This window comes from Neisseria bergeri (assembly GCA_003044455.1).
Lineage (GTDB): Bacteria > Pseudomonadota > Gammaproteobacteria > Burkholderiales > Neisseriaceae > Neisseria > Neisseria bergeri.
In genome coordinates this window covers 24,227-50,036 of sequence record POWY01000003.1, presented here as the reverse complement: position 1 = coordinate 50,036, position 25,810 = coordinate 24,227, and the positions used below count along the sequence as shown (strand labels likewise).

The following is a 25,810-nucleotide window of genomic DNA, read 5'->3' as shown; positions in this document are numbered from 1 at the left end:
GGAAGGATGGTTTATTGTGCGTCGTGCTCAAACAGGCGTTTGCGTGCCAATACTTCAAACTCTGTGCCTGCTTTGCCGTAGTTGGCAAAGGGGTGGATGGCGATGCCGCCGCGCGGTGTGAACTCGCCGAACACTTCGATGTATTTCGGATCCATCAGGGCGATGAGGTCTTTCATAATGATGTTGACGCAGTCTTCATGAAAATCGCCGTGGTTGCGGAAGCTGAAGAGGTAGAGTTTCAGGGATTTGCTTTCCACCATTTTGATGTGCGGAATGTAGCGGATGACGATGGTGGCGAAGTCGGGCTGCCCGGTCATGGGGCAGAGGCTGGTGAATTCGGGGCAGACGAATTTGACGAAATAGTCGTTGTCGGGATGTTTGTTGTCGAACGCTTCCAAAATTTCGGGCGCGTATTCGGCCGGATATTGGGTTTTTTGATTGCCCAAAAGCGAGATGCCTTGCAGCTCTTCGTTGTTGCGGGACATAGGGTTTCCTTAGTTTTTTAGTGTGGGAGGTTTTCGAACCACGGGCGGCGATTGTAATATAAGTGGCGGTATCTGTGTAGTTTTCTTCAGACGGCATGGTTCGGGCGGCGGTGTTTTCCGTGTCATATATAGTGGATTAACAAAAACCAGTACGGCGTTGCTTCGCCTTAGCTCAAAGAGAACGATTCTCTAAGGTGCTGAAGCACCAAGTGAATCGGTTCCGTACTATTTGTACTGTCTGCGGCTTCGTCGCCTTGCCCTGATTTTTGTTAATCCACTATATAAACGAAATATATTTTCAGTTTTGCCGCCTGAAGCGTTGTTTTTTGAATATTGCATCTAAAATACTGACTTGATTGCGTTATTGCGCGGATATAGAATCTGCTTCCTATTGAAAGAACATTGTTTATATGAAATCAGGAAATTCGGAACCCAATCTTATGGAAACGCACACGGACGAAACAAAACTTCAAAACACGCAAGCCAAACGCAAACGCCGCCTGACGGCATTGACGCTGCTGTTCGCGCTTGCCGCCGTAGCCGCCGGGTCGGCGTTTTTTTTATGGTGGCAGCACGAAGAGGAAACGGAAGACGCTTATGTTGCCGGACGCGTGGTTCAGGTTACGCCGCAAACGGGCGGTACGGTGCGGAAGGTGTTGCATGATGATACGGATGTTGTGAAGAAAGGCGATGTGTTGGCCGTATTGGACGACGGCAATTATGTGTTGGCGTATGAACGGGCGAAAAACGAGCTGATTCAGGCGGTGCGGCAAAACCGCCAGCAAAATGCCGCCACTTCTCAGGCGGGGGCGCAGGTTGCTTTGCGCCGCGCGGATTTGGCACGTGCGCAGGATGATTTACGCCGCCGGTCTGCTTTAGCGGAATCAGGAGCCGTGTCCGCCGAAGAGCTGGCACATGCCCGTGCGGCAGTGTCTCAGGCTCAGGCGGCAGTTAAGGCGGCTTTGGCGGAAGAATCTTCGGCGCGTGCGGCTTTGGGTGGTCAGGTCGCTTTGCGCGAACAGCCGGCGGTTCAGACGGCAGTCAGCAGGTTGAAAGATGCGTGGTTGAACCTTCAGCGGACGCAAATCCGCGCGCCTGCGGACGGTCAGGTGGCGAAGCGTTCGGTGCAGGTCGGGCAGCAGGTGGCGGCAGGCGCGCCGCTGATGGCGGTGGTGCCGTTGTCGGATGTGTGGGTTGATGCCAATTTTAAAGAGACGCAGTTGCGGCATATGAAAATCGGACAGCCTGCCGAGCTGGTGTCCGATTTGTACGGTAAACAAACCGTTTATCGCGGCAGGGTGGCAGGGTTTTCGGCAGGTACGGGCAGCGCGTTTTCGCTGATTCCGGCGCAAAATGCCACGGGTAACTGGATTAAAGTGGTGCAGCGTGTCCCTGTCCGTATTGAATTGAACCGTGAAGATGTGGACAGGCATCCGTTGCGCATCGGTTTGTCGATGACGGTAAAAGTGGATATTTCCGCCGCAGGCGCGCCTATTTCAAAAACGCCGGATGCCGTGTTGCCGGAAACTGAAGGCACGGATTGGTCGGAAGCCGACAGGCTGGTGGACGAAATTCTTGAGCAATACGCGCATTGATGCCGTCTGAAACGGAGAACGCAATGGATTATCCACCGCTTAAAGGTGCGGCATTGGCATGGATTACGCTGTCTTTGGGGCTTGCCGTATTTATGGAAGTTTTAGATACGACTATCGCCAATGTCGCCGTTCCCGTTATCGCCGGCAACCTCGGTGCGGCAACCACTCAGGGGACGTGGGTCATTACTTCTTTTGCTGTGGCAAACGCCGTTTCCGTGCCGTTAACGGGATTTTTGGCAAAACGTATCGGCGAGGTCAAATTGTTTACCGCCGCCGCCGTCGGTTTCGTCATCACATCGTGGCTGTGCGGCATCGCGCCCAACCTTCAGGCTTTGGTAATTTTCCGTATCTTGCAGGGCTTTATCGCCGGACCGCTGATTCCCTTGTCGCAAAGCCTGTTAATGGCATCCTATCCGCCCGCAAAACGGACGCTGGCACTGGCATTGTGGGCAATGACCGTCGTTGTCGCCCCTGTTCTCGGGCCGATACTCGGCGGTTGGATTTCCGGAAACTGGCATTGGGGTTGGATTTTCTTCATCAATATCCCTATCGGTATCATATCGGCATGGATTACATGGAAACATTTGAAATATCGGGAAACGGAAACCGTTAAAATGCCGACCGACTATGTCGGGCTTACATTGATGGTAGTCGGTATCGGCGCGTTACAGACGATGCTGGACAGGGGTAAGGAACTCGACTGGTTTGCTTCGGGAGAAATCATTACCTTGGGCATAACCGCGCTGGTGTGCCTGTCGTATTTTATTGTTTGGGAATTGGGAGAAAAATATCCGATTGTCGATTTATCGCTGTTTAAAGATCGGAATTTTACCGTCGGCGTCATTGCCACCTCATTGGGTTTTATGGTGTATATGGGGACGCTGACCCTGCTGCCGTTAGTGTTGCAGACCAACCTGGGCTATACCTCCACGTGGGCAGGGCTTGCCGCCGCACCTGTCGGCATCCTGCCTGTTTTCCTGTCACCCATTATCGGCAGATTCGGCAACAAGGCCGATATGCGCCTGCTCGTAACTGCCAGCTTCCTGACCTTTGCCTTTACTTTCTATTGGCGTACGGATTTTTATGCCGATATGGATATCGGCAACGTCATCTGGCCTCAGTTTTGGCAAGGTGTCGGTGTCGCCATGTTTTTTCTGCCGCTGACGACCATCACACTGTCGCACATGAAGGGCGGACAGATTGCCGCCGCCGGCAGCCTGTCGAATTTCCTGCGCGTGCTGATGGGCGGTGTCGGCGTATCCGTCGTCAGCACCCTGTGGGAACGGCGCGAAGCGTTGCACCACACGCGCCTTGCCGAACACATCACGCCCTATTCCGCAACATTGCACGAAACGGCGGTGCATTTGTCCCAACAAGGCATTTCCGACAGTCAAACCCTAGGCATCATCAACAACACCATCACGCAACAGGGCTTCATTATCGGATCGAATGAAATCTTTATGGCAGGCAGCCTGCTGTTCATCATCATGATTCCTGTCATATGGCTGGCAAAACCGCCGTTCCACAGCAGTGGCGGTGGTGGGCATTGAGGGATTTGAAAACTTGAAATGCCGTCTGAAAATACTGGAAATATGTTCGGACGGTATTTTGAATGCAGCAGTTCCCGAAATCCGCTATAATCGCGCGCCATCTGTTTTGCACCTGCAAACGTTCCGCAGATGCGACACTCGGGCGGCTTACCCGCGCAAAACAGCAGTTTTTCTTTAAAACACTTGAACTAACACTGTTTTTCGTGGTATAAATCGCGTTTTACTATTTTAGAAGTTTGGAGACTGATTATGGCACGAGTTTGCAAAGTGACTGGCAAACGTCCGATGTCCGGCAACAACGTATCGCACGCCAACAACAAAACCAAACGCCGTTTTTTGCCCAACTTGCAATCACGTCGTTTTTGGGTAGAAAGTGAAAACCGCTGGGTTCGCCTGCGCGTTTCCAACGCTGCATTGCGTACCATCGACAAAGTAGGCATTGATGTCGTATTGGCTGATTTGCGTGCTCGCGGCGAAGCTTAATTTAAACACTATTTAATTAAGGATTACTGCAATGCGCGATAAAATCAAACTGGAATCCAGTGCAGGTACTGGTCATTTCTATACCACTACCAAAAACAAACGCACTATGCCCGGCAAATTGGAAATCAAAAAATTTGACCCAGTTGCCCGCAAACACGTAGTGTATAAAGAAACTAAACTGAAATAATTTCCGTTTGGCAAACAAAGCCTCCGACTGTTCGGAGGCTTTGTTTTTAAGTATTGTAAATTTCTTATTTTCAGTCGGTGTCAGATGATATTGTGTAATCAGTCAATTTATACAGGGTAATGGATTTGTCTGTCGAACTTGAACGGCAATATAGCAGGCAGTCAAATAAAATGCCGTCTGAACATGTTTCAGACGGCATTTTTTATATGATTTTAACCGGTCAGTTGTTTGGTAATCAGCTTTTTCAGCGGCGGGAAATTGTTGCTGGCACGCAATACCAAGCCGCGCAACAGTTTTGCCGGTGCGGTCTCATTGGTAAACAGTTTCAGCATCATATTGGTTCCGTGATAAAGCGGATGGGCGTGCAGCATATGTTTGCTGCTGTATCTTTCCAACAAGGAAGCCGCGCCGATATCCTGACCGCGCTGTTCGGCTTCGAGTATCAGTTTGGCCAGAATATCCGCGCTGGACAGACCCAAGTTGAAACCGTGTGCGGTAACGGGGTGCATACCGACGGCAGCATCGCCAATCAGCGCGCTGCGTTTGCCGTAGAAACGTTTGGCAATCATACCGACAAGTGGGTAATGGTGGATGCTGCTGACCAGTTCCATGTCGCCGAGCCTGCCCTTGAGCTGTTCTTTTACGCTTGCCGCCAATTCTTCGGGCGAAAGGTTTTGAACGCTGTTGATTTTATCGGTATCGACGGTAATGACGGTATTGGTCAGGTGCTCTTCCAGTGGCAGCAGTGCGATGGTGCGTCCGTAATGGAAGCATTCGTAAGCGGTATGTTGGTTGGAAAGAGTATGTTTCATGCGGCAGACGAACATGGTTCGGCTGTAATCGTGCATATCGGAGGAAATGCCCAGTTGACGGCGTGTTTGCGAGAAGCGGCTGTCTGCCGCCAAAAGCAGGCGTGCAGTCAGGATTTTGCCGTTTTCCAAAATGACTTGTGCTTCGTTGTCAGATGTTTTGACTTCTTTGACAACCGTATCGGTCAGAATGCTGACATTGTCGAGTTGTGATACGACTTCATAGGCGGCGCGGCGGATATTGTGGTTGGAAATCAGATAGCCCAAACAGTCGGCAGGCTCGCCGCGCGCTTCAGTCGGTTGGGGAAAGTGGAGTTGGTAATCGGAACGTCCGTTCAGCACTTTGGCATCGCGCAAAGGGTAAATTTCATTTTCGGGAATTTTGTCCCACATACCCAAACGCTGCATGATTTCGCGGGAAAAATGGGTCAGGGCGATTTCGCGTCCGTCATATGGAGGATTTTGCAGAACAGTCAGTGGGCTGCGTTCGATCAGGGTAACTTTCAAACCGCTGCCGGCAAGTTCGGCTGCAAAACTTAAACCCGCCGGGCCTGCGCCGACGACGAGGATGTCGCTGTGTAAACTCATAAAATATCCTTTGCATAGACGGATGCCGATGATTTCAGACGGCATTTGTAAGGGTTTGAATGCCGTTTGAACTATCTGTAATAGATAGGCGATTATATCAAAACCCGCTGTTGAAGAAATATGCAGGGGAGGGTGTATGCGGATTTTTATAGTGGATTAACTTTAAACCAGTACGGCGTTGCCTCGCTTTGCCGTACTATCTGTACTGTCTGCGGCTTCGTCGCCTTGTCCTGATTTAAATTTAATCCACTATACTTTCAGCTTAATGTGTATCAAATCGGGTATGGGGGTATGTAAAAAGCCGCATCGTGAAAAGATGCGGCTTCAGGTGTCAGTTGGATTATTCTTCAGAACCGGTGTAAGGACGGATGCTGACAGTTTTACGGTTCAGCGCGCCTTTGGTTTTGAATTCGACATAACCGTCAACTTTGGCGAACAAAGTGTGGTCTTTGCCCATGCCTACGTTGTCGCCTGCGTGGAATTTGGTACCGCGTTGGCGTACGATGATGGAACCTGCGGGAATCAGCTCGTTGCCGTAGGCTTTAACGCCCAAGCGTTTGGCTTCTGAATCGCGACCGTTGCGGGTGCTGCCGCCTGCTTTTTTACTTGCCATTTGTAATGCTCCTAAGTTTTAAGGTTAGGCGATTGCCACGATTTCGATTTGGGTGAAATTTTGGCGGTGGCCTTGGCGTTTTTGGTAGTGTTTGCGGCGGCGCATTTTGAAGATGCGGACTTTTTCGCCACGACCGTGTGCCACTACTTTAGCTGTTACTTTTGCACCTTCGATAAAAGGTGCGCCAACTTTTACAGATTCGCCGTCAGCAATCATCAAAACTTCGGTCAGTTCGATTTGGCTGTCGAGTTCGGCTGGTATCTGTTCTACTTTCAATTTTTCGCCGACGGAAACTTTATACTGTTTGCCGCCGGTTTTTACGACCGCGTACATACTCAACTCCATAAGGGTTATGGTTAATATCCGCACACCATTGTGCGAAACTCAGCATTGTATTGTTATTTGCCTGTTTTGTCAAAGTTTGCGCGGTTCGGATAACCATATGCCGTCTGAAAAGATGTGCCCTGATGGCTTTGCTGATATAATTGCCCGCTATTTGAATCAGCTTTCAAGCGGTATCTGCCGTTTGACGGAAACGTAAACCTGAGAGTCTGCCATGCTCGAGAATCTGCCCTATTTCCGGCGACATCTGCCTGAAGACCTTGCCAAAGTCAATGAAGTCATCAACCGTGCGGTGCAATCCGATGTCGCACTGATTTCGCAAATCGGTACATATATCATCAGCGCGGGCGGCAAACGCCTGCGTCCGATTATGACGATTTTGGCGGGTAAGGCGGTCGGTTATGATGACGAGAAACTATATTCGCTGGCGGCGATGGTCGAGTTTATCCACACTTCGACGCTGCTGCATGATGATGTGGTCGATGAAAGTGATTTGCGCCGTGGGCGGGCAACGGCAAACAATCTGTTCGGCAATGCGGCGGCAGTGTTGGTTGGCGACTTTTTATACACGCGCGCCTTTCAGCTGATGGTTGCCTCGGGCAGTATGCGCGTTTTGGAAGTGATGGCGGATGCGACCAACATTATTGCCGAGGGCGAAGTCATGCAGCTGATGAACATCGGCAATACGGACATTACCGAAGAACAATATATCCAAGTCATCCAATATAAAACGGCAAAATTGTTTGAAGCTGCCGCTCAAGTCGGCGCAATTTTGGGCAATGCCCCGCCCGAACACGAACAGGCGTTGAAAGACTACGGTATGTACGTCGGCACGGCATTCCAAATTATTGACGATGTGCTGGATTATTCGGGGGAAACCGAAGAAACAGGTAAAAACGTCGGCGACGATTTGGCAGAAGGAAAACCGACCCTGCCTTTAATTTATCTGATGCGTCAGGGTTCCGAACAGGTTGCGAACGATGTGCGTACTGCTTTGGAAAATGCAGATCGCAGCTATTTTGAGAAAATCCACGATTATGTCGTCCGTTCGGATGCTTTGGCATATTCGATAGGCGAGGCGCGCAAAGCAGTCGATTGTGCCGTTGCCGCGTTGGATGCTTTGCCCGACAGCGAAGTGAAGGATGCCATGATTCAGCTGGCGAAGGAATCTTTGGTCAGGGTGTCGTAACCGATGAATTTCAGTTTTGTTCCCCTGTTTCTGGTTACGCTGATTCTGTTGGGTGTGGTCAGCAACAACAATTCGATTACCATCTCGGCAACCGTATTGCTGCTGATGCAGCAGACGGCATTGGCGCAGTTCGTCCCATTGGTCGAGAAGCACGGGTTGAATCTCGGTATCATTCTTTTGACCATAGGGGTTTTGAGTCCGTTGGTTTCAGGAAAGGCGCAGGTTCCTCCTGTTGCCGAATTTTTGAATTTTAAAATGATATCCGCCGTTTTTATCGGTATTTTCGTGGCTTGGCTGGCGGGACGCGGCGTGCCTTTGATGGGACAGCAGCCGGTATTGGTAACGGGCTTGCTGATCGGTACGGTCATCGGGGTGGCATTTATGGGCGGTATCCCTGTCGGGCCGCTGATTGCGGCCGGCATCTTGTCTTTTGTCGCCGGAAAGGTTTAAAATCTCCCTTTTCATTTCGGCTCGCCATAGTTCAACGGATAGAACGTATGCCTCCTAAGCGTAAAATACAGGTTCGATTCCTGTTGGCGAGGCAGAAGCCCTAAAAACGGGGTTTTCAAGCCGATGCAATGCGTAACAATCGGCAATAGCAAACCAAAGTAAAACAAGCCTTTCAGCGATATGAAAGGCTTTTTTGCGTCGTATGGAAACTTTTCTGCCCGGAAACGGGGTATGTTTTTCTGGGGTGCATTTTTTAATGTGGATGATATGGCAGAAGAAGAAAATATTAATTTTGATGATGGCATAAAACCTTTTTACTCGGCTGTCAACGGGGATGGTTAAAAAAGTAATGCACCCTTTGATGGGGCGCAATATATAAGGGAGGAAAGGCGTATGCCGTCCGTTTGCCGGGATATATGGAAATATGCCGAATTTGCAAGGCGGTTGTTTTTTTGATAATCTGTTCGCCGATAATATTCAATGACAAAAGTCATATTGGTATAACAATGAATAAATTTGGGGATAAGGTCGTATGAGCGTAGGTTTGCTGAGGATTCTGGTTCAAAACCAGGTGGTTACTGTTGAGCAGGCCGAGCATTACTACAAGGAGTCGCAGGCGGGTAAGGAAGTATTGCCGATGCTGTTTTCAGACGGCGTCATTTCGCCCAAGTCGCTTGCGGCATTGATTGCGAGGGTGTTCAGTTATTCGGTTCTTGATTTGCGCCATTATCCGCGCCACAGGGTGCTGATGGGGGTGTTGACGGAGGAGCAGATGGTGGAGTTCCACTGTGTGCCGGTTTTCCGTCGGGACAACAAAGTATTTTTTGCGGTTTCCGATCCGACCCAGATGCCGCAAATTCAGAAAACCGTTTCTGCCGCAGGGATTGCGGTTGAGTTGGTCATTGTCGAGGATGACCAGTTGGCGGGTTTGCTCGATTGGGTGGGTTCGCGTTCGACATCGCTGCTTCAGGAGCTTGGAGAGGAGCAGGAGGAAGAGGAAAGCCACACCCTGTATATCGACAATGAGGAGGCTGAGGACGGTCCTGTTCCGAGGTTTATCCATAAAACTTTGTCTGATGCCTTGCGCAGCGGGGCATCAGACATCCATTTTGAGTTTTACGAACACAATGCCCGTATCCGTTTCCGTGTGGACGGGCAGCTCCGCGAGGTGGTTCAGCCGCCCATTGCGGTAAGGGGGCAGCTTGCTTCCCGGATTAAGGTGATGTCGCGTTTGGACATTTCCGAAAAACGGATACCGCAGGACGGCAGGATGCAGCTGACCTTTCAAAAGGGTGGCAAGCCTATCGATTTCCGTGTCAGCACATTGCCGACGCTGTTTGGCGAAAAGGTCGTGATGCGGATTTTGAATTCCGATGCCGCGTCTTTGAACATCGACCAGCTCGGTTTTGAGCCGTTTCAGAAAAAATTGTTGTTGGAAGCGATTCACCGTCCTTACGGCATGGTGTTGGTAACCGGTCCGACGGGTTCGGGTAAGACGGTGTCGCTCTATACCTGTTTGAATATTTTGAATACGGAGTCGGTAAATATTGCAACGGCGGAAGACCCTGCCGAGATCAACCTGCCGGGCATCAATCAGGTTAACGTCAATGAGAAGCAGGGGCTGACTTTTGCCGCTGCTTTGAAGTCTTTCCTGCGTCAGGATCCGGACATCATTATGGTCGGTGAGATTCGTGATTTGGAAACTGCCGATATTGCGATTAAGGCGGCACAAACAGGGCATATGGTGTTTTCCACCCTGCACACCAATAATGCGCCGGCGACGTTGTCGCGTATGCTGAATATGGGTGTCGCGCCGTTTAATATTGCCAGTTCGGTCAGCCTGATTATGGCGCAGCGTCTTTTACGCAGGCTGTGTTCGAGCTGCAAACGGGAAGTGGAACGCCCGTCTGCCTCTGCTTTGAAGGAAGTCGGTTTCACCGATGAGGATCTTGCAAAAGATTGGAAACTTTACCGCGCCGTCGGTTGCGACCGTTGCCGGGGGCAGGGTTATAAGGGGCGTGCGGGCGTGTATGAGGTTATGCCCATCAGCGAAGAAATGCAGCGTGTGATTATGAACAACGGTACGGAAGTGGATATTTTGGACGTTGCCTATAAGGAGGGTATGGTGGATTTGCGCCGGGCCGGTTTGTTGAAAGTTATGCAGGGCATTACTTCATTGGAAGAGGTAACGGCAAATACCAACGATTAGGTTTGAGAATGAAAATGCCGTCTGAAGCGTGTTTGTTTCAGACGGCATTTGACTTTCAGGGTGCTTGCCGGGAAGGCGGGGCGGTCAGCGGTATGCCCCGTCGGGTTCGGATATTTCCGGCAAACTTTCCGTTTGGCCGGAAACCGTATATTTCCCGTCTGCCCATCCGCCCAAGTCGATCAGTTTGCAGCGTTGCGAACAGAACGGGCGGAATGCGTTTTCCGATTTCCATACTACTGCCGTTTGACAGGTCGGACATTTGACTTGAAGGCGTGTTTGCCGCGATTCAGCCATTGTGTTTTCCTTGTGTTGGTTTTAAGGCGAAAATCCCTGAATAAAACGCGTGCAGGCGCATTGTTTTCTCGCGCAGGCTTTTGAGGCTGCCGTCATTGAGCAGCACATCGTCTGCAAGCAGCAGGCGTTCGGATTCGGATGCCTGATGGCTGATGATGTCCGCCACTTCGCCGCGCGTCAGCCCGCTGCGTGCCATCACCCTGCCGATACGTTTTTCCAAAGGTGCGCTTATGGTCAGGACACGCCGTATCAGGTTGATAAATTGACGCTTTTCCGTCAGCAGCGGGATTTCGACAATGCCGTAGGCCGCATCGGTAAAGGTTTCTTGCTGTTTTTTGATTTCTAAGAAAATCAGCGGCAACATCACGGATTCGAGCAAGGCTTTGCGCGATGGGGAGGCAAAGATTTCTTTACGCAATATGTCGCGCCGCAACAAACCCTGTGTGTCGAAAACGGTGTCGCCGAACAGCCGCCTGATTTCCGGCAGGGCGATGCCGTCTGAAGCCGTTAGCGAGTGCGCCGCCGCGTCCGCATCGATGCGCGGCACGCCCAAATCGGCAAAACATTGCGCGGCTGCCGATTTGCCGCTGCCGATTCCGCCGGTCAGCCCGACCCATACCGTCATCTTACAGCACCGGATGGGTCAGCCACCAGTTGACCGCCCGCCATACGGAATCGTTTGCCGTAAAAATTATCCAGCCCGAAACTGTCAGTGCGGGGCCGAAGGCAAAATGCTGCCCCTTGGCGATACGCATAACGATTGCCGCAATCAAACCGATCAGTGAGGAAACAAAAATCAGCACGGGCAATGCGGATATGCCGAGCCACGCGCCCAATGCGGCAATCAGTTTGAAATCTCCGTTGCCCATACCGGTTTTTCCTGTGAGCAGTTTATACACTGCACATAAGAGCCATAATGAACCATAGCCGGCGACCGCACCTAAAACGGCAGACTGCAAAGGCACGAAGCCGCCGTCCAAATTAAATATCAGCCCCAGCCAAATCAAGGGCAGTGTCATCGAGTCGGGCAGGTATTGGGTGTCCGCATCGATAAAGGTCAGGGAAATCAGAAACGCGGTCAGCACCAATCCGCCCAGCGTAATCCAAGACCAGCCGTATTGCCAGGCGACCAGCCCGAACAATACGCCGGTCAGCAGCTCGATTAAGGGATAACGTATGCTGATTTTTGTGCGGCAGGAGGCGCATTTGCCGCGCAGGAGCAGGTAACTGACAATCGGGATGTTCTGCCACGCGCGTATCGGCACACGGCATTTCGGACAGCAGGAATCCGGTTTCATCAGGTTGAAGGTGCGGCTTTCCTCATCGGTCAGCGGCAGGTTTAAATGTTCTTTGGCAAATACCGTCCAGCCGCGTTCCATCATAACGGGCACGCGGTAAATGACGACATTCAGGAAGCTGCCGACCAGCAGCCCCAAAACCGCCGCCAAAGGTACGGCAAACGGAGGCAGTACAGATAAAGCAAACATATTTTGCCCTCGATATATTCAAAGCAAAAACAAACCGGCGCAGAACCAATCCGCGCCGGATCCGTATGACGGGTCAGCCGACCACGTTGCCCAAGTTGAACAGCGGCAGATACATAGCGACCAGAAGCGTACCGATGACCAAGCCCAAAATCACAATAATAATCGGCTCCATCATAGCGGACAGCCTGCCGACCGCATTGTCCACCTCGTCTTCATAAAATTCGGCGGCTTTGTTGAGCATATCGTCCAAAGAACCCGATTCCTCGCCGATGGAGGACATCTGCACCATCATATTGGGGAACAGTTCCGTCGCACGCATCCCGGAAGTCATGGACAGGCCTTGGATGACGCGCGTACGGATTTCCCGGGTGGCTTCTTCATAGATTAAATTGCCCGCCGCACCGGCGGTGGAGTCCAAGACATCGACCAAAGGCACGCCTGCCGCAATCAGTGTCGCCGTCGTCCTGCCCCAGCGGGCAATCGTCCCTTTACGGACGATGTCTCCGAAAATCGGCATACGCAGCAGCAGGGCATCCATACGCCGTTGGATTTTAATCGAACGCGCCTTCAATTTGAGGAAGCCGTATATGGCAAAGCCGAGTGCGATCAGCACCATCCAGCCGTATGAGACGAAAAAGTCGGACATATCCATCACTGTTTGGGTCAGTGCGGGAAGCTCCGCGCCCATATTGGCGTAAACCTCTTTAAAGGCGGGCAGTACGAAAATCATCATCACGAATACCAAACCGATGGCGACGGCGATGACGGATACCGGATAGGTCAGTGCGGTTTTTACCTTTTTGCGGATGGCCTGGGTTTTTTCCTTGTAAACTGCCAATTTGTCCAACAGGCTTTCCAACACGCCGCCCGTTTCGCCCGCCGCAACCAGGTTGCAGTAGAAGCGGTCGAAATATTTAGGGTGGTTGGAGAATGCGCGGCTCAACGTGCTGCCCTGTTCCACATTGTTGCGGATTTCCATCAGCATTTCCGTCATAGACGGGTTGCCGTGTCCGCGCGCCACAATTTCAAACGCCTGCATCAACGGAAGGCCCGCTTTAATCATCGTGGACAGCTGGCGGGTGAAGACGGTAATGTCTTCTTGTGTGATTTTGCGCTTGGAGCTTGTTTTCACACGGGTAATCTGCAATGGGCGGATGCCGCGTTTGGCCAGTTTTTTGCGTGCCTCTTCTTCGGTAAACGCGGATACTTCGCCGTTGACCAGTTTGTCGGAGGCGGAATGCCTGCCTTCAAAGATAAAGCGTTTTTCTTTCTTTGCGAACAAAGAAAATCCCCCATTTTTAGCCATATTCTAGCCCCGTAAAGTAATTGGAATAAAGTATAGAAATATTGTTAAAACAACAGTATCGGTGTTTTCCGATAATATAGGGTCAGCCGTCCGCCCGTTTGCGGAGTGCAAACGGGACGGAATCGGGTGCAATTATACCTTATTAAACGGTTGTCTGACATCTATGCATCTGCAATGTTTCAATATGCAGTGCCGCACACAAGGTGCAGCCCTTTATTGCCCTGATTTGGAAGGGTCTGTACTCCTTTCGAATAAACCAAAAATCTATTGTTTTCAGAGGTACGTTCTAACCGGTAAGGAAGTTTTTCGGAATGCCCGTTTATTTTTAAAAGACCGGTGTGAGGGTGTTTTGTGGTGTTCGGAAAACAAGATGCCGTCTGAAAACGGTTGTTTTCAGACGGCATGGGGCAGGCGGATGTATCAGGATTCGGACGGTTTGCCTTTGGTTTTGATGCCCAGCGTCAGGACGGCGGCGACGGCGAGGAAAATGCCGGCGAAGGTCATGGCGTTGGCAGGGTTTGCGCCGAGGAAGGTGTTGTAAACCCAGCCGAAGGTTACGGTTTCGATCAGCATGGGGATGACGATCATCATGTTGACGATGCCCATGTACACGCCGTAACGCGCTTTGGGGATGGAGTTGACGACAATCATGAACGGCACGCCCATCATACTTGCCCAACCTGCGCCGAAACCGATCATGGGTGCGAACATGAGGTATTTGTCGGAAATGTGGGGGATGGCCAACAGTGCGGCGGCAGCAAGGGAAACGGCGAAGGCGTGGACGTATTTGGCGGCGTATTTGCGCGCGAGCCACATCAGTCCGAACGCGGAAACGAAGGTTACGATGTTGTAGAAACCGTTGACCAGTCCCGTCCAGGCGACTGCCTGTTCGTAGGCGGTTTTGTCGGCGGCGGTCGAGTGCCAGACGGATTGGACGATGCTGTGGGAGATGTATTGCCAGTAGATGAAGAGGGCGTACCACTGGAAGAGGTACACAAGGGCGAGCTGCCACAGGGTTTGGGGCATTTCTTTGATGGCGGCGAAGATGTCTTTGACCGCGCCCAAGGGATTGCCCGTTTTGGCTTTCAACTCGGCGGCTTCTTTGCCTGTGGGCATTTTTTCCTGCGTGGAGAGGATGGTAATGAGCACCGAGCCGATGGAACAGACTGCGCCGATGTAGAAGGAGCCGAATACCCAGTAGGGGATGCCTGCTTCGGAGGTCTGCTTGAGCCAGCCGATTTGTTGGAAGATGTAGAGGGAGACGTTTGCCAGCGTGATGCCCAAGCCGGTAAACACGGACTGCATCAGAAAGCCGGTAGGCTGCTGTTTCTCGGGAACGGTGTCGGCAACGAAGGCGCGGAAGGGTTCCATGGCGGTGTTGTTGCTGATGTCCAAAAGCCAAAGCAGCATCACGGCGACCCACAGGGCGGTAACGTGCGGATAGATGAAGAGGCAGAGGCTGCACCCGATTGCGCCGATGAGGAAATACGGACGGCGGCGGCCCAGACCGGGTATCCATGTGCGGTCGGACATTGCGCCGATGATGGGCTGCACGAGCAGTCCGGTAATCGGTCCCGCCATATTGAGGACGGGCAGTTGTGCGGGGTCGGCCTGAAGGAAGCTGAAGATGGGGTTGATGGCGGTCTGCTGCAAACCGAAGCTGTATTGGATGCCGAAAAAACCAAAGTTCATCAGCATGATTTGGCGAAGCGTCATTGCCGTTTGTGGGGAAACCTTCATATCGACCTGCTCCTGAGGAAAATGGGAAGAAACAACAATTTGCGAAGCGGTGTGCCGCTTTCTTTTGCCAACCGTGCCGTCGTGCGGCATCTTGTAGGTATCTTACAGACGATAACCCCCGTCTTTCATTCGATTACAAAGAATAGCACAAGTCTTTTGCATCCTGCACCCCCCATCGGTATCCTGCTTGATAAAAATCAATTCTGCCGCCGTCTGAAAGCAGGGAGTAGTGTTTCCGTGATTCGCCAAAGCCGCTGCCATTTGTTAAACTACATTCTGCTACATTTTAATCCGGTTCTGAAAAATCAAGGAAAACAGATGGATGCCTTTACCCGTGCATGGCATGCGCTCGAACGCCACAATCAGGATACGCGTTATGTCCTTTTGCGCGACCGTTTTGCTGCCGACCCCGGCCGTTTTGAGCGTATGCATGAGCGTTTGGACGGGATGTTGTTCGATTACAGCAAGAACCGGCTTGGGGAAGATACGCTGCAACTGCTCTGTAACCTTGCAGATGCGGTAGGGCTCGGACGGAAAATGCATGATTTGCGGACGGGTGCGAAAGTCAACAACAGCGAGGGGCGTGCCGCGCTGCATACGGCTTTGCGCCTGCCCGACGGTGCGGATGCCGTTTATGCGGACGGCAGGGACGTGTTGCCCGAAATCCGCCGCGAGTTAAATCGTGCGTTGAAGTTTGCACACAGTTTGGACGACGGTTCGTACACGGGTGCGACGGGCAGGCAGATAAGGGATTTTGTCCACATCGGCATAGGTGGATCCGACCTCGGGCCGGCAATGTGCGTGCAGGCGCTTGAGCCGTTCAGACGGCATATCGCCGTCCATTTTGCCGCCAACGCCGATCCTGCCTGCCTGGATGCGGTTTTATGCCGTCTGAACCCCGAAACGACGGTGTTTTGCGTTGCCAGCAAGTCCTTCAAAACGCCTGAAACCCTGCTCAATGCACAGGCGGTCAAGGCGTGGTACCGCAATGCGGGATTTTCGGAATCGGAAACGGCGCGCCATTTTTGCGCGGTGTCTGCCGATACGGAAGCGGCGCAAAGTTTCGGCATTGCGGCGGAACGTGTGTTTGCGATGTACGACTGGGTGGGCGGACGCTATTCCGTCTGGTCGCCCGTCGGTTTGCCCGTGATGGTTGCGGTCGGCGGGGCGCGTTTCCGCGAGTTGTTGGCGGGGGCGCACGCGATGGACAGTCATTTTTTCCACACGCCGCCGCGCCGCAACATTCCCGTGCTGATGGCGCTGATTGCCGTGTGGTACAACAATTTCCAGCACGCGGACGGGCAGACCGCTGTTCCGTACAGCCACAACCTGCGCCTGCTGCCGGCGTGGCTGAACCAGCTCGATATGGAGAGTTTGGGCAAAAGCCGCGCTTCAGACGGCAGTCGCGCCGCGTGCAAAACGGGTGGCATCGTGTTCGGCGGTGAAGGGGTCAACTGCCAGCACGCCTATTTCCAACTGCTCCACCAAGGCACGCGCCTGATTCCCTGCGACTTTATCGTCCCGATGACGGCGCAGGGCAGGGAGGACGGACGCAGCCGTTTTACCGTTGCCAACGCCTTTGCCCAAGCGGAAGCCCTGATGAAGGGCAAAACCTTGGACGAAGCACGCGCCGAGTTGGCGGATTTGCCCGAAGCGGAACGCGAACGCCTCGCGCCGCACAAAGAGTTCCCCGGCAACCGCCCCAGCAACAGCATCCTGCTCGACCGCCTCACGCCCTACAATCTGGGTATGCTGATGGCGGCTTACGAACACAAAACCTTCGTCCAAGGCGCGATATGGAACGTCAACCCTTTCGATCAGTGGGGTGTGGAATACGGCAAACAGTTGGCAAAAACCATCATCGGCGAACTGGAAGGCGGAACGTCCGTACACGATGCCTCGACCGAAGGGCTGATGGCGTTTTACCGCGAATGCCGTCTGAAAGGCGGCGGCGCGGCATAAAGGTACTGCCGCCGTTCTGTATTGATTCGGGTGCGGAAAAGGCAATGCCCGCCGCCCGCCCGATTCCGAAACGCCAATGTTCGGCAACCGCCCGCGTATTGCTGACGAATATGCGTTTGCATGGCACAATAGCGCATTAATTCCCAATAAACGTACTGCCTGAAAATAACGGCAAACGTTCCGAAACATCTCACATAAGGAAACATTATGTCTTTGCAAAACATTATCGAAACCGCCTTTGAAAACCGCGCGGACATCACTCCGACCACCGTTACCCCCGAAGTCAAAGAAGCCGTGTTGGAAACCATCCGCCAACTCGATTCAGGCAAACTGCGCGTCGCCGAACGCTTGGGCGTGGGCGAATGGAAAGTCAACGAATGGGCGAAAAAAGCCGTGTTACTGTCCTTCCGCATCCAAGACAACGAAGTTCTCAACGACGGCGTGAACAAATACTTCGACAAAGTGCCGACCAAGTTTGCCGATTGGTCTGAAGACGAGTTCAAAAACGCAGGCTTCCGCGCAGTTCCGGGTGCGGTTGCGCGTCGCGGCAGCTTCGTTGCCAAAAATGTCGTGCTGATGCCGTCTTACGTCAACATCGGCGCATACGTTGACGAAGGTGCGATGGTCGATACTTGGGCGACCGTCGGCTCTTGTGCGCAAATCGGTAAAAACGTGCACTTGAGCGGCGGTGTCGGCATCGGCGGCGTACTCGAACCCCTGCAAGCCAGCCCGACCATCATTGAAGACAACTGCTTCATCGGCGCGCGTTCCGAAATCGTCGAAGGCGTGATTGTCGAAGAAGGCAGCGTGATTTCGATGGGCGTGTTCATCGGTCAATCCACCAAAATCTTTGACCGTACGACCGGAGAAATTTACCAAGGCCGCGTACCGGCCGGTTCGGTCGTCGTGTCCGGCAGTATGCCTGCCAAAGACGGCAGCCACAGCCTCTACTGCGCCGTCATCGTCAAACGCGTGGACGCGCAAACCCGTGCGAAAACCAGCGTGAACGAACTCTTGCGCGGCATCTGATGCCTTAAACCGTATTTGAAACGTCCAATGCCGTCTGAAATCCGCTTCAGACGGCATTGCCGTCTGCGTGCTGCAACGTGAAAACACAGAAACAGGGACAATTTGCTATAATCAACGGTTTAGAATGAACCGAACACTATTTGAAGGATACAAAATGGGTTTTCTGCAAGGCAAAAAAATTCTGATTACCGGCATGATTTCCGAGCGTTCCATCGCTTACGGCATCGCCAAAGCCTGCCGCGAACAAGGCGCGGAACTGGCGTTTACCTACGTTGTGGACAAACTGGAAGAGCGCGTCCGCAAAATGGCGGCGGAATTGGATTCCGAACTCGTGTTCCGCTGCGATGTCGCCAGCGACGACGAAATCAACCAAGTGTTCGCCGACTTGGGCAAGCATTGGGACGGCTTGGACGGTTTGGTGCATTCCATCGGCTTCGCACCGAAAGAAGCCTTGAGCGGCGACTTCCTCGACAGCATCAGCCGCGAAGCGTTCAACACCGCACACGAAATTTCCGCATACAGCCTGCCCGCATTGGCAAAAGCCGCCCGTCCGATGATGCGCGGCAGAAATTCCGCCATCGTCGCACTGAGCTACTTGGGCGCGGTACGCGCGATTCCGAATTACAACGTGATGGGTATGGCAAAAGCCAGCCTTGAGGCAGGCATCCGCTTTACCGCCGCCTGTTTGGGCAAAGAGGGCATCCGCTGCAACGGCATTTCCGCCGGCCCGATTAAAACGCTTGCCGCCTCCGGCATCGCCGATTTCGGCAAACTCTTGGGACACGTCGCCGCCCACAATCCCCTCCGCCGCAACGTTACCATCGAAGAAGTCGGCAATACCGCCGCCTTCCTGCTGTCCGACCTGTCGTCCGGCATTACCGGCGAAATCACTTACGTTGATGGCGGTTACAGCATCAATGCCTTGAGCACCGAGGGATAATCCGCCGTTTTCAAATCCGTGCGCCGTCCGTGCCGCGTATCGGTTTCGGGCGGCGGTTTGCCGTCTGAAGCGTATTTCCAGAGAAATGTCCGACTTGCGGCAGGCGGGATGGGAAATGCGGACGCTTGTTTTAACCGATTGCCTTTGTGCCGACTTGCGTCAGGCGCGGCGGAAACGGTCCGAACGCGAAAATGCCGTCTGAAACGCCAAACGGGTTTCAGACGGCATTTTTTTATTTAAAGTATCAGCACACTTCAACCAGCCAGCCGTATTTGTCTTCCGCCAAACCATACTGGATGTCGGTAATCGCTTTACGGATGGCATAGCCGCGTTCTTGGCTTTTCACTTCGATTTCTTTGCCGCCGATGACGAAGGAAGTAACGGGCGAGATGACGGCTGCCGTACCGGTCAAAATGGCTTCCGCACCGTTTTCCACTGCGGCTTTCAGTTCGTCAACCGTGAAATTGCGTTCGCTGACGGTGTAGCCCAAATCTTTGGCGACCGTCAGTACGGAATCGCGGGTTACGCCGTGCAAAAACTCGTCTGTCAGCGGTTTGGTAATGATTTCATCGCCGTTAATCAGGATAAAGTTGGACGCGCCGGTTTCTTGAACGTCGCCGTTGGGGCAGAACAGCACTTGGTTTGCGCCGTATTCGGCTTTCGCCTTCAGCACCCAGTGCATGGCGGAAGCGTAGTTGCCGCCGCATTTGACGCGGCCCATATGCGGGGCGCAGCGGATGTGTTCGGTTTCCACCAAAATCTTTACGGGCGAGCCGACTTTGAAATAGTCGCCGACGGGGGAAGCCAAAATATACAGCAGGGCGGTTTCGGACGGCGAGCCGGCCTTGCCGATAACGGGATCGGTACCGATTAAGGTCGGGCGCAGGTACAGGGCGGCAGGCGCATCGGGAATTTCGTCGGCGGCACGTTTGACCAATTCAACCAAAGCATCGAGATAAGCTTGGGTTTCGGGGCGGGGCAGGTGCAGGATGTCCGCACTTTGCCGCATACGCGCGATGTTGGCGGTCGGGCGGAACAGCACGATTTTACCGTCTGCCTGACGGAAGGCCTTTAAGCCTTCAAAGCATTCGCTGCCGTAATGCAGGGCATGCGCGCCGGGTGCGAGGGAGAGGTCTTGCGAAGATTGCCATTCGGTCGGCTGCCATTTGCCTTCGCGGTAGGCGAGGACGGGCATTTGGGCGTGAAAAACGCTGCCGAATACGGCGGGTACGGGTCTGCTCATGATGAAAAGCCTTTCTTATTCTGATATGAACGGTTTAAATTTGAAGACTGTAAAGATACGCCTGCAAACAGGGTTTTGACAAGTGTGCGGCGGGTTTTTCTGTCGATACGGTGTCCAATCCGTTATTTTTCAAATGGAAAGGAACGGTGTATTTGGTAAAATTGTCGGCAATCGCATACTCCGTATGCCGTCTGAACACGCTGCCGTATCCTATCCGAAACCGTGCAAATCGTTTAAACTAGCGCAATCTTGGTTCAGAGTGCGAAGCTGTCCGGGCGGTGTTTTTATTTACGGAGCAAACATGAAACTTATCTATACCTTCATCAAAATCATTATCCTGCTGCTCTTTCTGCTGCTTGCCGTTATTAACACAGATGCGGTTACCTTTTCCTATCTTCCGGGGCAGAGTGTCAATTTGCCGCTGATTGTCGTATTGTTCGGCGCGTTTGTCGTCGGCATCGTGTTCGGAATGTTTGCCCTGTTCGGGCGGCTGCTGTCCTTGCGCGGCGAAAACAGCCGCCTGCGTGCGGAAGTGAAGAAAAATGCGCGCTTGAGCGGACAGGAATTGACTGCGCCGCCGGCACAAAATGCTGCCGAATCTGCCAAACAGCCTTGAGAAAGCCGATATGGACAATGAATTGTGGATTATCCTGCTGCCGATTATCCTTTTGCCCGTTTTCTTCGCGATGGGCTGGTTTGCCGCCCGCGTGGATATGAAGACTGTATTAAAGCAGGCAAAAAGCATACCGTCGGGATTTTACAAAAGTCTGGATGCCTTGGTTGACCGCAACAGCGGACGTGCCGCCAGAGAGTTGGCGGAAGTCATCGACCAGCAGCCGCAGTCGTATGATTTGAACCTTACCCTCGGCAAACTCTACCGCCAGCGCGGTGAGAACGACAAAGCCATCAATATGCACCGGACGCTGCTCGACTCCCCCGACACGGTCGGTGAAAAGCGTGCGCGCGTCCTGTTTGAATTGGCGCAAAACTACCAAAGCGCGGGGTTGGTTGACCGTGCCGAACAGATTTTCCTCAGCCTGCAAGACGGTGAAATGGCGCGTGAAGCCAGACAGCACCTGCTCAATATCTACCAGCAGGACAGGGATTGGGAAAAAGCGATTGAAACCGCCCAACTTCTCAGTCACGACGAACAGACATATCAGTTTGAAATCGCACAGTTCTATTGCGAACTTGCCCAAGCCGCGCTGTTCAAGTCCAATTTCGATGTCGCGCGTTTCAATGTCGGCAAGGCACTCGAAGCCAACAAAAAATGCACCCGCGCCAACATGATTTTGGGCGACATCGAACACCGACAAGGCAATTTCCCTGCCGCCGTCGAAGCCTATGCCGCCATCGAGCAGCAAAACCATGCATACTTGAGCATGGTCGGCGAGAAGCTTTACGAAGCCTATGCCGCGCAGGGAAAACCTGAAGAAGGCTTGAACCGTCTGACAGGATATATGCAGACGTTTCCCGAACTTGACCTGATCAATGTCGTGTACGAGAAATCCCTGCTGCTTAAGGGCGAGAAAGAAGCCGCGCAAACCGCCGTCGAGCTTGTCCGCCGCAAGCCTGACCTCAACGGCGTGTACCGCCTGCTCGGTTTGAAACTCAGCGATTTGGATCCGGCTTGGAAAGCCGATGCCGATATGATGCGTTCGGTTATCGGACGGCAGCTACAGCGCAGCGTGATGTACCGTTGCCGCAACTGCCACTTCAAATCCCAAGTCTTTTTCTGGCACTGTCCCGCCTGCAATAAATGGCAGACGTTTACGCCAAACAAAATCGAAGTTTAACCACTACCGAGAGGAACACAAAAATGCGCTTACTCCATACTATGCTCCGTGTGGGCAATCTTGAAAAATCCCTTGATTTTTACCAAAACATCTTGGGTATGAAATTGTTACGCCGCAAAGACTATCCCGAAGGCAGGTTTACCCTTGCCTTCGTCGGTTACGGCGATGAAACCGACAGCACGGTTTTGGAACTGACGCACAACTGGGATACGGAACGATACGACTTGGGCAACGCTTACGGACACATCGCGATTGAAGTGGACGATGCCTACGAAGCCTGCGAACGTGTGAAGCGTCAGGGCGGAAACGTCGTCCGCGAAGCCGGCCCGATGAAACACGGCACAACCGTGATAGCCTTCGTCGAAGACCCCGACGGCTACAAAATCGAGTTTATTCAAAAGAAAAGCGGCGACGATTCGGTTGCCTATGCGAATACCTGATACCGCCGCCGCCAATGCCGTCTGAAGCCTTTAGGGGGTTCAGACGGCATTTTTTATAGTGGATTAACAAAAATCAGGACAAGGCGACGAAGCCGCAGACAGTACAAATAGTACGGCAAGGCGAGGTAACGCCGTACTGGTTTAAATTTAATCCACTATATTGCCGGCGGTTTGCTGTTTGAGCCTGTGCCGGGTCAAACTTTATCCGTTACACCGATAAGGCAAAAAAAGATGCCGTCTGAAACGGCATCCTTGATCTGCGAAAGGGCAGTTGGGAATCAAATACCCAATTCCTGCGCCAATGCTTGGGCACGTTTGAGTACGTCGCCTTCCGCTTCTTCCAGCAATTCCTGCACTGTCTCGGCAGCGGCATCGCGGTCGCCGATTTCGAGATACATTTTGGCAAGGTCGTATTTTGCTTCGGCCGGTGCGTCAGAACCCACAGATTCCGAAGTGAAACCGGTATCTGCATTGTTCGGGATATTCTCTTCCGCAAGGGAGATGCTCCAATCTACCGTTTCTTTTTCCCCGTCTTTCAGGAAGTCGGGCAAAGCGTCTGCCTCAGAGGTGTTGGAATCAGGCGTTTCCAAAGTGATTTCCGCTGCTTTTTCCTCAACGGCAGGTACTTCAGAAGGTTGCAGCAGCGCGGACAAATCATCGGCAACGGTTTCCGTTACATTTTCCTCAACGGTCGGTGCTTCAGCAGGTTGAAGCAGTGCGGACAAATCGTCTGCAACAGTGTGGAAATCGGGCGTTTCAGCAACGGTTTCCGTTACATTTTCCTCAACAGCCGGTGCTTCAGCAGGTTGAAGCAGTGCGGACAAATTGTCTGCAACAGTGTGGAAATCGGGCGTTTCAGCAATGGTTTCCGTTACATTTTCCTCAACGGCCGGTGCTTCAGCAGGTTGAAGTAATGCGGACAAATCGTCTGCAACGGTGTGGAAGTCGGGCGTTTTGGCAACAGTTTCCGTTACATTTTCCTCAACGGCCGGTGCTTCAGCAGGTTGCAACAGTGCGGACAAATCATCTGCGGCGGTGTGGAAGTCGGACGTTTCGGCAACAGTTTCCGTAACAGTTTCCGTTACATTTTCTTCAACAGCCGGTGCTTCAGAAGGCTGAAGCAATGCGGACAAATCGTCTGCGGTGGCGTTGAAATCAGGTATTTCGGCAACAGTTTCCGCGACGGCATCGGTTTCGTACACTTTCAGGAAATCGTGCAACTCTTCCGGTGTTTGGACTTCGGCAACTGTTTTTTCCAAGATGGTTTCGGGCGAGGAAGCCTTCAGGAAGCCTGCCAGTCCGGAGGGTGCGGCAGGTTTTGCGGAAGCTGTTTCTTCTGTTCCGATATGGTTGTTTGGGAACAGGTTGTTGTAGAAATCGGTATCGACGGTTTCCGGTTTGTTTTCGGCAGTTTGGGCGACAGATTCCGGTTTGGGCGTGTCGATGACGATTTTGACAGGGTTGTACGGGTTGAAGGTCTCGGGCTCGTACACGCTGTCTGTGGATTCAATTTTGTTCCAATCGGCATCCGCGCGTTTTTGGGTTTCTTCATCCTGCGTAAGTGCGCCGGACAAAATGCCGTTTTGCGCGGCTGCCAGGCTGTCAAAATCCAAGTCGATGCGGTTGGAAGGCGTATCGGTTTCGACATCGAACGTTTGTTTTGCCGACAACTCTTCTTCAGATTCCCCACCTAAGGCAAGTGTGTCGTTTACATCGTTTTTCGGAGCGGGTTCGGGCGTTGCCGGAGTTTCGACTTCGGCAAAGGTGATTTCTATGCCGTCGTCTGCCGCGTCGTCAAGGTCAAGCTCTTCTTCAGGGACGGATTCTTCGGTACGGCGCGCGCGTTTGGATTGGGCAAGGCGCAAAAGCAGTAGCAGGGCAATCAATGCCGCGCCTCCGCCGGCAAGCAGCAAGGTGTACGAACCGCCGAACAGACCGTCAAACAGTCCGCTTTCGGTTTCTTCTTCGGCAGGAACCTGTTCGACAGGTTCGGCAACGGGTTCGGCGGCAACTTCACTGGCTGTTTCCGCAACAGGTTCGGAAACGGCGTTGCCGATTTCGTCGGTCGGCGTGTCGATGGCAGAAGCAGCGGCTTCTTGGGGGGTGGATTCGGCAGCAGTTTCCGATGCGGCAGTATTTGCAGCGGGTACAGGTTCGGGTTGGTGTTCTGTCGCCGAAGCCGGAGTTTCGGACACTGCGGGTTTGGGTTCGGGTCGAACGGCCGGTTTTTCCGCTTTTGCTTCGGGCGCGGCAACTTTTGCTTCAGGTTTTTCAACCGGTTTTTCGACAGGTTTCTCTATCGGTTTCTCTACCGTTGCCTGTTTGGACGGTTCAGACGGCATGGATGCGGTTTCGGCTTTGGGTTTCGCCGTTTGCGGTTTGGGTTGTTCCGCTTTGATTTTTTTGGGTGCTGCCGCTTTGATCCTGTTCAGATTCGGAATGTGAAGCACGCTGCCCGCACGCAGCCTGCCGTGTGCGGAAACATTTGGGTTTGCCTTCAGCAGCGCATCGGCAACCTGTTCGAGCGTCAGGTGTTTCGGACGGATGGCGGCGGCAATCTGTTTGAGCGTTTCGCCTTTGCGGACGGTATGGGTTTTGCCGTTATGCGCCGGTTTGACGGCTGCGTTCGCGCTGTCTTTTTTATCGGTTTTGCGGTGTGTCTTGCCGTCTGAAAGTGCAGATTTGGTTTTGGGCGAGTAGTCGGCAGGATCGAGGATGGCGGTGTATTCGCGTACCTGCGCGCCTGCGCCGATGCGGAACACCAGGACGGGATCACGGACTGCCTGATCGGAAGAAACGGCAATGACGGCTTTGTCGCCCAACTTGCGGACTTTGGCGGTCAGGCCTTTTTCGGAAACGGTAACGCTGCCGCCGCCGAGCAGGGCTTTGGCTTCTTCGCCGGTTACGGTAATGCTGCCGGAAAAGGGTTCGTCAAGGTTGGACCGGATATTCAGTCCGCCCAGTCCCGCATGTGCCTGAAAGGATGCGGCAAGTGCGACGGAGGCGGCAATCAGTTTGATTTGTCTGTTGTTTTTCAAAATGTATCCCCTGTGGGTTGGCGGCTGAATACGGT

Annotated in this window: 26 protein-coding genes, 1 tRNA gene, 1 pseudogene and 1 riboswitch; of the genes and pseudogenes, 15 read left to right on the top strand and 13 right to left on the bottom strand. The window is 52.9% G+C overall.

Annotation, left to right across the window (positions count from 1 at the left end):
• Positions 1-11: 11 nt before the first annotated feature.
• Complete coding sequence (gene queF / locus DBY86_RS04560; protein WP_107819080.1) at positions 12-485, bottom strand: preQ(1) synthase; 474 nt, start codon at positions 483-485, stop codon at positions 12-14.
• A 3-nt stretch (positions 486-488) separates the two neighbouring features.
• Positions 489-533: riboswitch (PreQ1 riboswitch) on the bottom strand.
• A gap of 392 nt (positions 534-925) precedes the next feature.
• On the opposite strand from queF, the gene DBY86_RS04555 reads away from it, so the two are divergent.
• The 4 genes from DBY86_RS04555 (at position 926) to rpmG (ending at position 4,300) form a co-directional block, all read left to right on the top strand.
• Positions 926-2,080, top strand: coding sequence for an HlyD/EmrA/EmrK family protein (locus tag DBY86_RS04555; RefSeq protein ID WP_107819079.1), 1,155 nt, complete (start codon positions 926-928; stop codon positions 2,078-2,080).
• A gap of 23 nt (positions 2,081-2,103) precedes the next feature.
• Complete coding sequence (farB, locus tag DBY86_RS04550) at positions 2,104-3,630, top strand: fatty acid resistance MFS efflux transporter permease subunit FarB (RefSeq protein ID WP_107819078.1); 1,527 nt, start codon at positions 2,104-2,106, stop codon at positions 3,628-3,630.
• Positions 3,631-3,879: 249 nt separating this feature from the next.
• Positions 3,880-4,113, top strand: coding sequence for a 50S ribosomal protein L28 (gene rpmB, locus DBY86_RS04540; RefSeq protein WP_002216391.1), 234 nt, complete (start codon positions 3,880-3,882; stop codon positions 4,111-4,113).
• A 31-nt stretch (positions 4,114-4,144) separates the two neighbouring features.
• Complete coding sequence (gene rpmG, locus DBY86_RS04535) at positions 4,145-4,300, top strand: 50S ribosomal protein L33 (RefSeq protein WP_002212306.1); 156 nt, start codon at positions 4,145-4,147, stop codon at positions 4,298-4,300.
• A 212-nt stretch (positions 4,301-4,512) separates the two neighbouring features.
• Here the strand turns inward: rpmG and ubiM are convergent, their stop codons facing one another.
• From ubiM to rplU, 4 genes and pseudogenes are all read right to left on the bottom strand, one after another.
• Entirely contained in the window at positions 4,513-5,697 is a 1,185-nt protein-coding gene (ubiM, locus tag DBY86_RS04530) for a 5-demethoxyubiquinol-8 5-hydroxylase UbiM (protein ID WP_107819206.1), read from the bottom strand.
• Between the two features lie 149 nt (positions 5,698-5,846).
• Positions 5,847-5,954: pseudogene (locus DBY86_RS12910) on the bottom strand (IS5/IS1182 family transposase); the annotation flags it as partial.
• Between the two features lie 83 nt (positions 5,955-6,037).
• Entirely contained in the window at positions 6,038-6,310 is a 273-nt protein-coding gene (gene rpmA / locus DBY86_RS04525) for a 50S ribosomal protein L27 (RefSeq protein ID WP_002212328.1), read from the bottom strand.
• Between the two features lie 24 nt (positions 6,311-6,334).
• Positions 6,335-6,643 carry a 50S ribosomal protein L21 gene (gene rplU, locus DBY86_RS04520; RefSeq protein WP_002216394.1) on the bottom strand — a complete coding sequence of 103 codons (309 nt, stop codon included), beginning with the start codon at positions 6,641-6,643 and terminating at the stop codon, positions 6,335-6,337.
• A gap of 223 nt (positions 6,644-6,866) precedes the next feature.
• Between rplU and ispB the strand changes: the two genes are divergently transcribed.
• The 4 genes from ispB (at position 6,867) to pilB (ending at position 10,500) form a co-directional block, all read left to right on the top strand.
• Positions 6,867-7,841 carry an octaprenyl diphosphate synthase gene (gene ispB, locus DBY86_RS04510; protein ID WP_107819076.1) on the top strand — a complete coding sequence of 325 codons (975 nt, stop codon included), beginning with the start codon at positions 6,867-6,869 and terminating at the stop codon, positions 7,839-7,841.
• Positions 7,842-7,844: 3 nt separating this feature from the next.
• The gene (locus DBY86_RS04505; RefSeq protein ID WP_107819075.1) at positions 7,845-8,291 is read left to right on the top strand and encodes a DUF441 domain-containing protein; all 447 of its coding nucleotides are present in this window, start codon (positions 7,845-7,847) and stop codon (positions 8,289-8,291) included.
• Positions 8,292-8,311: 20 nt separating this feature from the next.
• Positions 8,312-8,383: transfer RNA gene (locus DBY86_RS04500), tRNA-Arg, on the top strand.
• Between the two features lie 440 nt (positions 8,384-8,823).
• Positions 8,824-10,500 carry a type IV-A pilus assembly ATPase PilB gene (pilB, locus tag DBY86_RS04495; protein ID WP_107819074.1) on the top strand — a complete coding sequence of 559 codons (1,677 nt, stop codon included), beginning with the start codon at positions 8,824-8,826 and terminating at the stop codon, positions 10,498-10,500.
• Between the two features lie 84 nt (positions 10,501-10,584).
• On the opposite strand, the gene DBY86_RS04490 is transcribed toward pilB, so the two are convergent.
• From DBY86_RS04490 to DBY86_RS04470, 6 genes are all read right to left on the bottom strand, one after another.
• Positions 10,585-10,794, bottom strand: a complete 210-nt coding sequence (locus DBY86_RS04490) for a DNA gyrase inhibitor YacG (RefSeq protein WP_107819073.1) — start codon at positions 10,792-10,794, stop codon at positions 10,585-10,587.
• Complete coding sequence (gene coaE, locus DBY86_RS04485; RefSeq protein WP_107819072.1) at positions 10,787-11,419, bottom strand: dephospho-CoA kinase; 633 nt, start codon at positions 11,417-11,419, stop codon at positions 10,787-10,789. Before coaE ends, DBY86_RS04490 begins: the two co-directional genes overlap by 8 nt.
• Position 11,420: 1 nt before the next feature.
• Complete coding sequence (locus tag DBY86_RS04480; protein WP_107819071.1) at positions 11,421-12,281, bottom strand: prepilin peptidase; 861 nt, start codon at positions 12,279-12,281, stop codon at positions 11,421-11,423.
• Positions 12,282-12,354: 73 nt separating this feature from the next.
• A complete protein-coding gene (gene pilG / locus DBY86_RS04475; RefSeq protein ID WP_107819070.1) occupies positions 12,355-13,587 on the bottom strand; it encodes a type 4 pilus assembly protein PilG in 1,233 nt (410 codons plus the stop codon).
• 179 nt (positions 13,588-13,766) lie between these two features.
• On the bottom strand, positions 13,767-13,991 hold the full coding sequence (locus DBY86_RS12905; protein ID WP_153063558.1) for a hypothetical protein: 225 nt from the start codon (positions 13,989-13,991) through the stop codon (positions 13,767-13,769).
• A gap of 16 nt (positions 13,992-14,007) precedes the next feature.
• Positions 14,008-15,327 (bottom strand): MFS transporter, encoded by a 1,320-nt coding sequence (locus tag DBY86_RS04470; protein WP_107819205.1) that lies wholly within the window; start codon positions 15,325-15,327, stop codon positions 14,008-14,010.
• 318 nt (positions 15,328-15,645) lie between these two features.
• Between DBY86_RS04470 and pgi the strand changes: the two genes are divergently transcribed.
• The 4 genes from pgi (at position 15,646) to fabI (ending at position 19,258) form a co-directional block, all read left to right on the top strand.
• Positions 15,646-17,289 carry a glucose-6-phosphate isomerase gene (gene pgi, locus DBY86_RS04465; protein WP_107819069.1) on the top strand — a complete coding sequence of 548 codons (1,644 nt, stop codon included), beginning with the start codon at positions 15,646-15,648 and terminating at the stop codon, positions 17,287-17,289.
• On the top strand, positions 17,259-17,429 hold the full coding sequence (locus tag DBY86_RS13305) for a hypothetical protein (RefSeq protein WP_199901048.1): 171 nt from the start codon (positions 17,259-17,261) through the stop codon (positions 17,427-17,429). Before pgi ends, DBY86_RS13305 begins: the two co-directional genes overlap by 31 nt.
• A 67-nt stretch (positions 17,430-17,496) precedes the next feature.
• On the top strand, positions 17,497-18,318 hold the full coding sequence (gene dapD / locus DBY86_RS04460; protein WP_107819068.1) for a 2,3,4,5-tetrahydropyridine-2,6-dicarboxylate N-succinyltransferase: 822 nt from the start codon (positions 17,497-17,499) through the stop codon (positions 18,316-18,318).
• Positions 18,319-18,472: 154 nt separating this feature from the next.
• Positions 18,473-19,258 (top strand): enoyl-ACP reductase FabI, encoded by a 786-nt coding sequence (gene fabI / locus DBY86_RS04455; RefSeq protein ID WP_002223367.1) that lies wholly within the window; start codon positions 18,473-18,475, stop codon positions 19,256-19,258.
• A gap of 244 nt (positions 19,259-19,502) precedes the next feature.
• Here fabI and ilvE read toward each other — a convergent pair whose 3' ends face one another.
• Complete coding sequence (ilvE, locus tag DBY86_RS04450; protein WP_107819067.1) at positions 19,503-20,501, bottom strand: branched-chain-amino-acid transaminase; 999 nt, start codon at positions 20,499-20,501, stop codon at positions 19,503-19,505.
• 301 nt (positions 20,502-20,802) lie between these two features.
• Here ilvE and DBY86_RS04440 point away from each other — a divergent pair, with 301 nt between their 5' ends.
• The 3 genes from DBY86_RS04440 to gloA are packed head-to-tail and all read left to right on the top strand — an operon-like array spanning position 20,803 to position 22,737.
• Complete coding sequence (locus tag DBY86_RS04440; protein ID WP_107819065.1) at positions 20,803-21,117, top strand: lipopolysaccharide assembly protein LapA domain-containing protein; 315 nt, start codon at positions 20,803-20,805, stop codon at positions 21,115-21,117.
• Between the two features lie 10 nt (positions 21,118-21,127).
• Positions 21,128-22,297, top strand: coding sequence for a lipopolysaccharide assembly protein LapB (gene lapB, locus DBY86_RS04435; RefSeq protein ID WP_107819204.1), 1,170 nt, complete (start codon positions 21,128-21,130; stop codon positions 22,295-22,297).
• 23 nt (positions 22,298-22,320) lie between these two features.
• Positions 22,321-22,737, top strand: coding sequence for a lactoylglutathione lyase (gene gloA / locus DBY86_RS04430; RefSeq protein ID WP_234403384.1), 417 nt, complete (start codon positions 22,321-22,323; stop codon positions 22,735-22,737).
• 278 nt (positions 22,738-23,015) lie between these two features.
• On the opposite strand, the gene tspA is transcribed toward gloA, so the two are convergent.
• Entirely contained in the window at positions 23,016-25,775 is a 2,760-nt protein-coding gene (gene tspA, locus DBY86_RS04425) for a FimV/HubP family polar landmark-like protein TspA (RefSeq protein ID WP_199901047.1), read from the bottom strand.
• Positions 25,776-25,810 lie beyond the last annotated feature (35 nt).

Coding starts and splice junctions, on each gene's coding strand:
- rpmA (WP_002212328.1), bottom strand. CDS start 6,310: ATGGCAAGTAAAAAAGCAGGCGGCAGCACCCGCAACGGTCGCGATTCA.
- pilB (WP_107819074.1), top strand. CDS start 8,824: ATGAGCGTAGGTTTGCTGAGGATTCTGGTTCAAAACCAGGTGGTTACT.
- ispB (WP_107819076.1), top strand. CDS start 6,867: ATGCTCGAGAATCTGCCCTATTTCCGGCGACATCTGCCTGAAGACCTT.
- rpmG (WP_002212306.1), top strand. CDS start 4,145: ATGCGCGATAAAATCAAACTGGAATCCAGTGCAGGTACTGGTCATTTC.
- farB (WP_107819078.1), top strand. CDS start 2,104: ATGGATTATCCACCGCTTAAAGGTGCGGCATTGGCATGGATTACGCTG.
- queF (WP_107819080.1), bottom strand. CDS start 485: ATGTCCCGCAACAACGAAGAGCTGCAAGGCATCTCGCTTTTGGGCAAT.
- DBY86_RS13305 (WP_199901048.1), top strand. CDS start 17,259: ATGCCGTCTGAAAGGCGGCGGCGCGGCATAAAGGTACTGCCGCCGTTC.
- rplU (WP_002216394.1), bottom strand. CDS start 6,643: ATGTACGCGGTCGTAAAAACCGGCGGCAAACAGTATAAAGTTTCCGTC.
- DBY86_RS12905 (WP_153063558.1), bottom strand. CDS start 13,991: ATGCCGTCTGAAAACAACCGTTTTCAGACGGCATCTTGTTTTCCGAAC.
- gloA (WP_234403384.1), top strand. CDS start 22,321: ATGCGCTTACTCCATACTATGCTCCGTGTGGGCAATCTTGAAAAATCC.
- DBY86_RS04480 (WP_107819071.1), bottom strand. CDS start 12,281: ATGTTTGCTTTATCTGTACTGCCTCCGTTTGCCGTACCTTTGGCGGCG.
- DBY86_RS04505 (WP_107819075.1), top strand. CDS start 7,845: ATGAATTTCAGTTTTGTTCCCCTGTTTCTGGTTACGCTGATTCTGTTG.
- rpmB (WP_002216391.1), top strand. CDS start 3,880: ATGGCACGAGTTTGCAAAGTGACTGGCAAACGTCCGATGTCCGGCAAC.
- pilG (WP_107819070.1), bottom strand. CDS start 13,587: ATGGCTAAAAATGGGGGATTTTCTTTGTTCGCAAAGAAAGAAAAACGC.
- DBY86_RS04555 (WP_107819079.1), top strand. CDS start 926: ATGGAAACGCACACGGACGAAACAAAACTTCAAAACACGCAAGCCAAA.
- fabI (WP_002223367.1), top strand. CDS start 18,473: ATGGGTTTTCTGCAAGGCAAAAAAATTCTGATTACCGGCATGATTTCC.
- lapB (WP_107819204.1), top strand. CDS start 21,128: ATGGACAATGAATTGTGGATTATCCTGCTGCCGATTATCCTTTTGCCC.
- ilvE (WP_107819067.1), bottom strand. CDS start 20,501: ATGAGCAGACCCGTACCCGCCGTATTCGGCAGCGTTTTTCACGCCCAA.
- DBY86_RS04440 (WP_107819065.1), top strand. CDS start 20,803: ATGAAACTTATCTATACCTTCATCAAAATCATTATCCTGCTGCTCTTT.
- DBY86_RS04470 (WP_107819205.1), bottom strand. CDS start 15,327: ATGAAGGTTTCCCCACAAACGGCAATGACGCTTCGCCAAATCATGCTG.
- dapD (WP_107819068.1), top strand. CDS start 17,497: ATGTCTTTGCAAAACATTATCGAAACCGCCTTTGAAAACCGCGCGGAC.
- pgi (WP_107819069.1), top strand. CDS start 15,646: ATGGATGCCTTTACCCGTGCATGGCATGCGCTCGAACGCCACAATCAG.
- DBY86_RS04490 (WP_107819073.1), bottom strand. CDS start 10,794: ATGGCTGAATCGCGGCAAACACGCCTTCAAGTCAAATGTCCGACCTGT.
- ubiM (WP_107819206.1), bottom strand. CDS start 5,697: ATGAGTTTACACAGCGACATCCTCGTCGTCGGCGCAGGCCCGGCGGGT.
- coaE (WP_107819072.1), bottom strand. CDS start 11,419: ATGACGGTATGGGTCGGGCTGACCGGCGGAATCGGCAGCGGCAAATCG.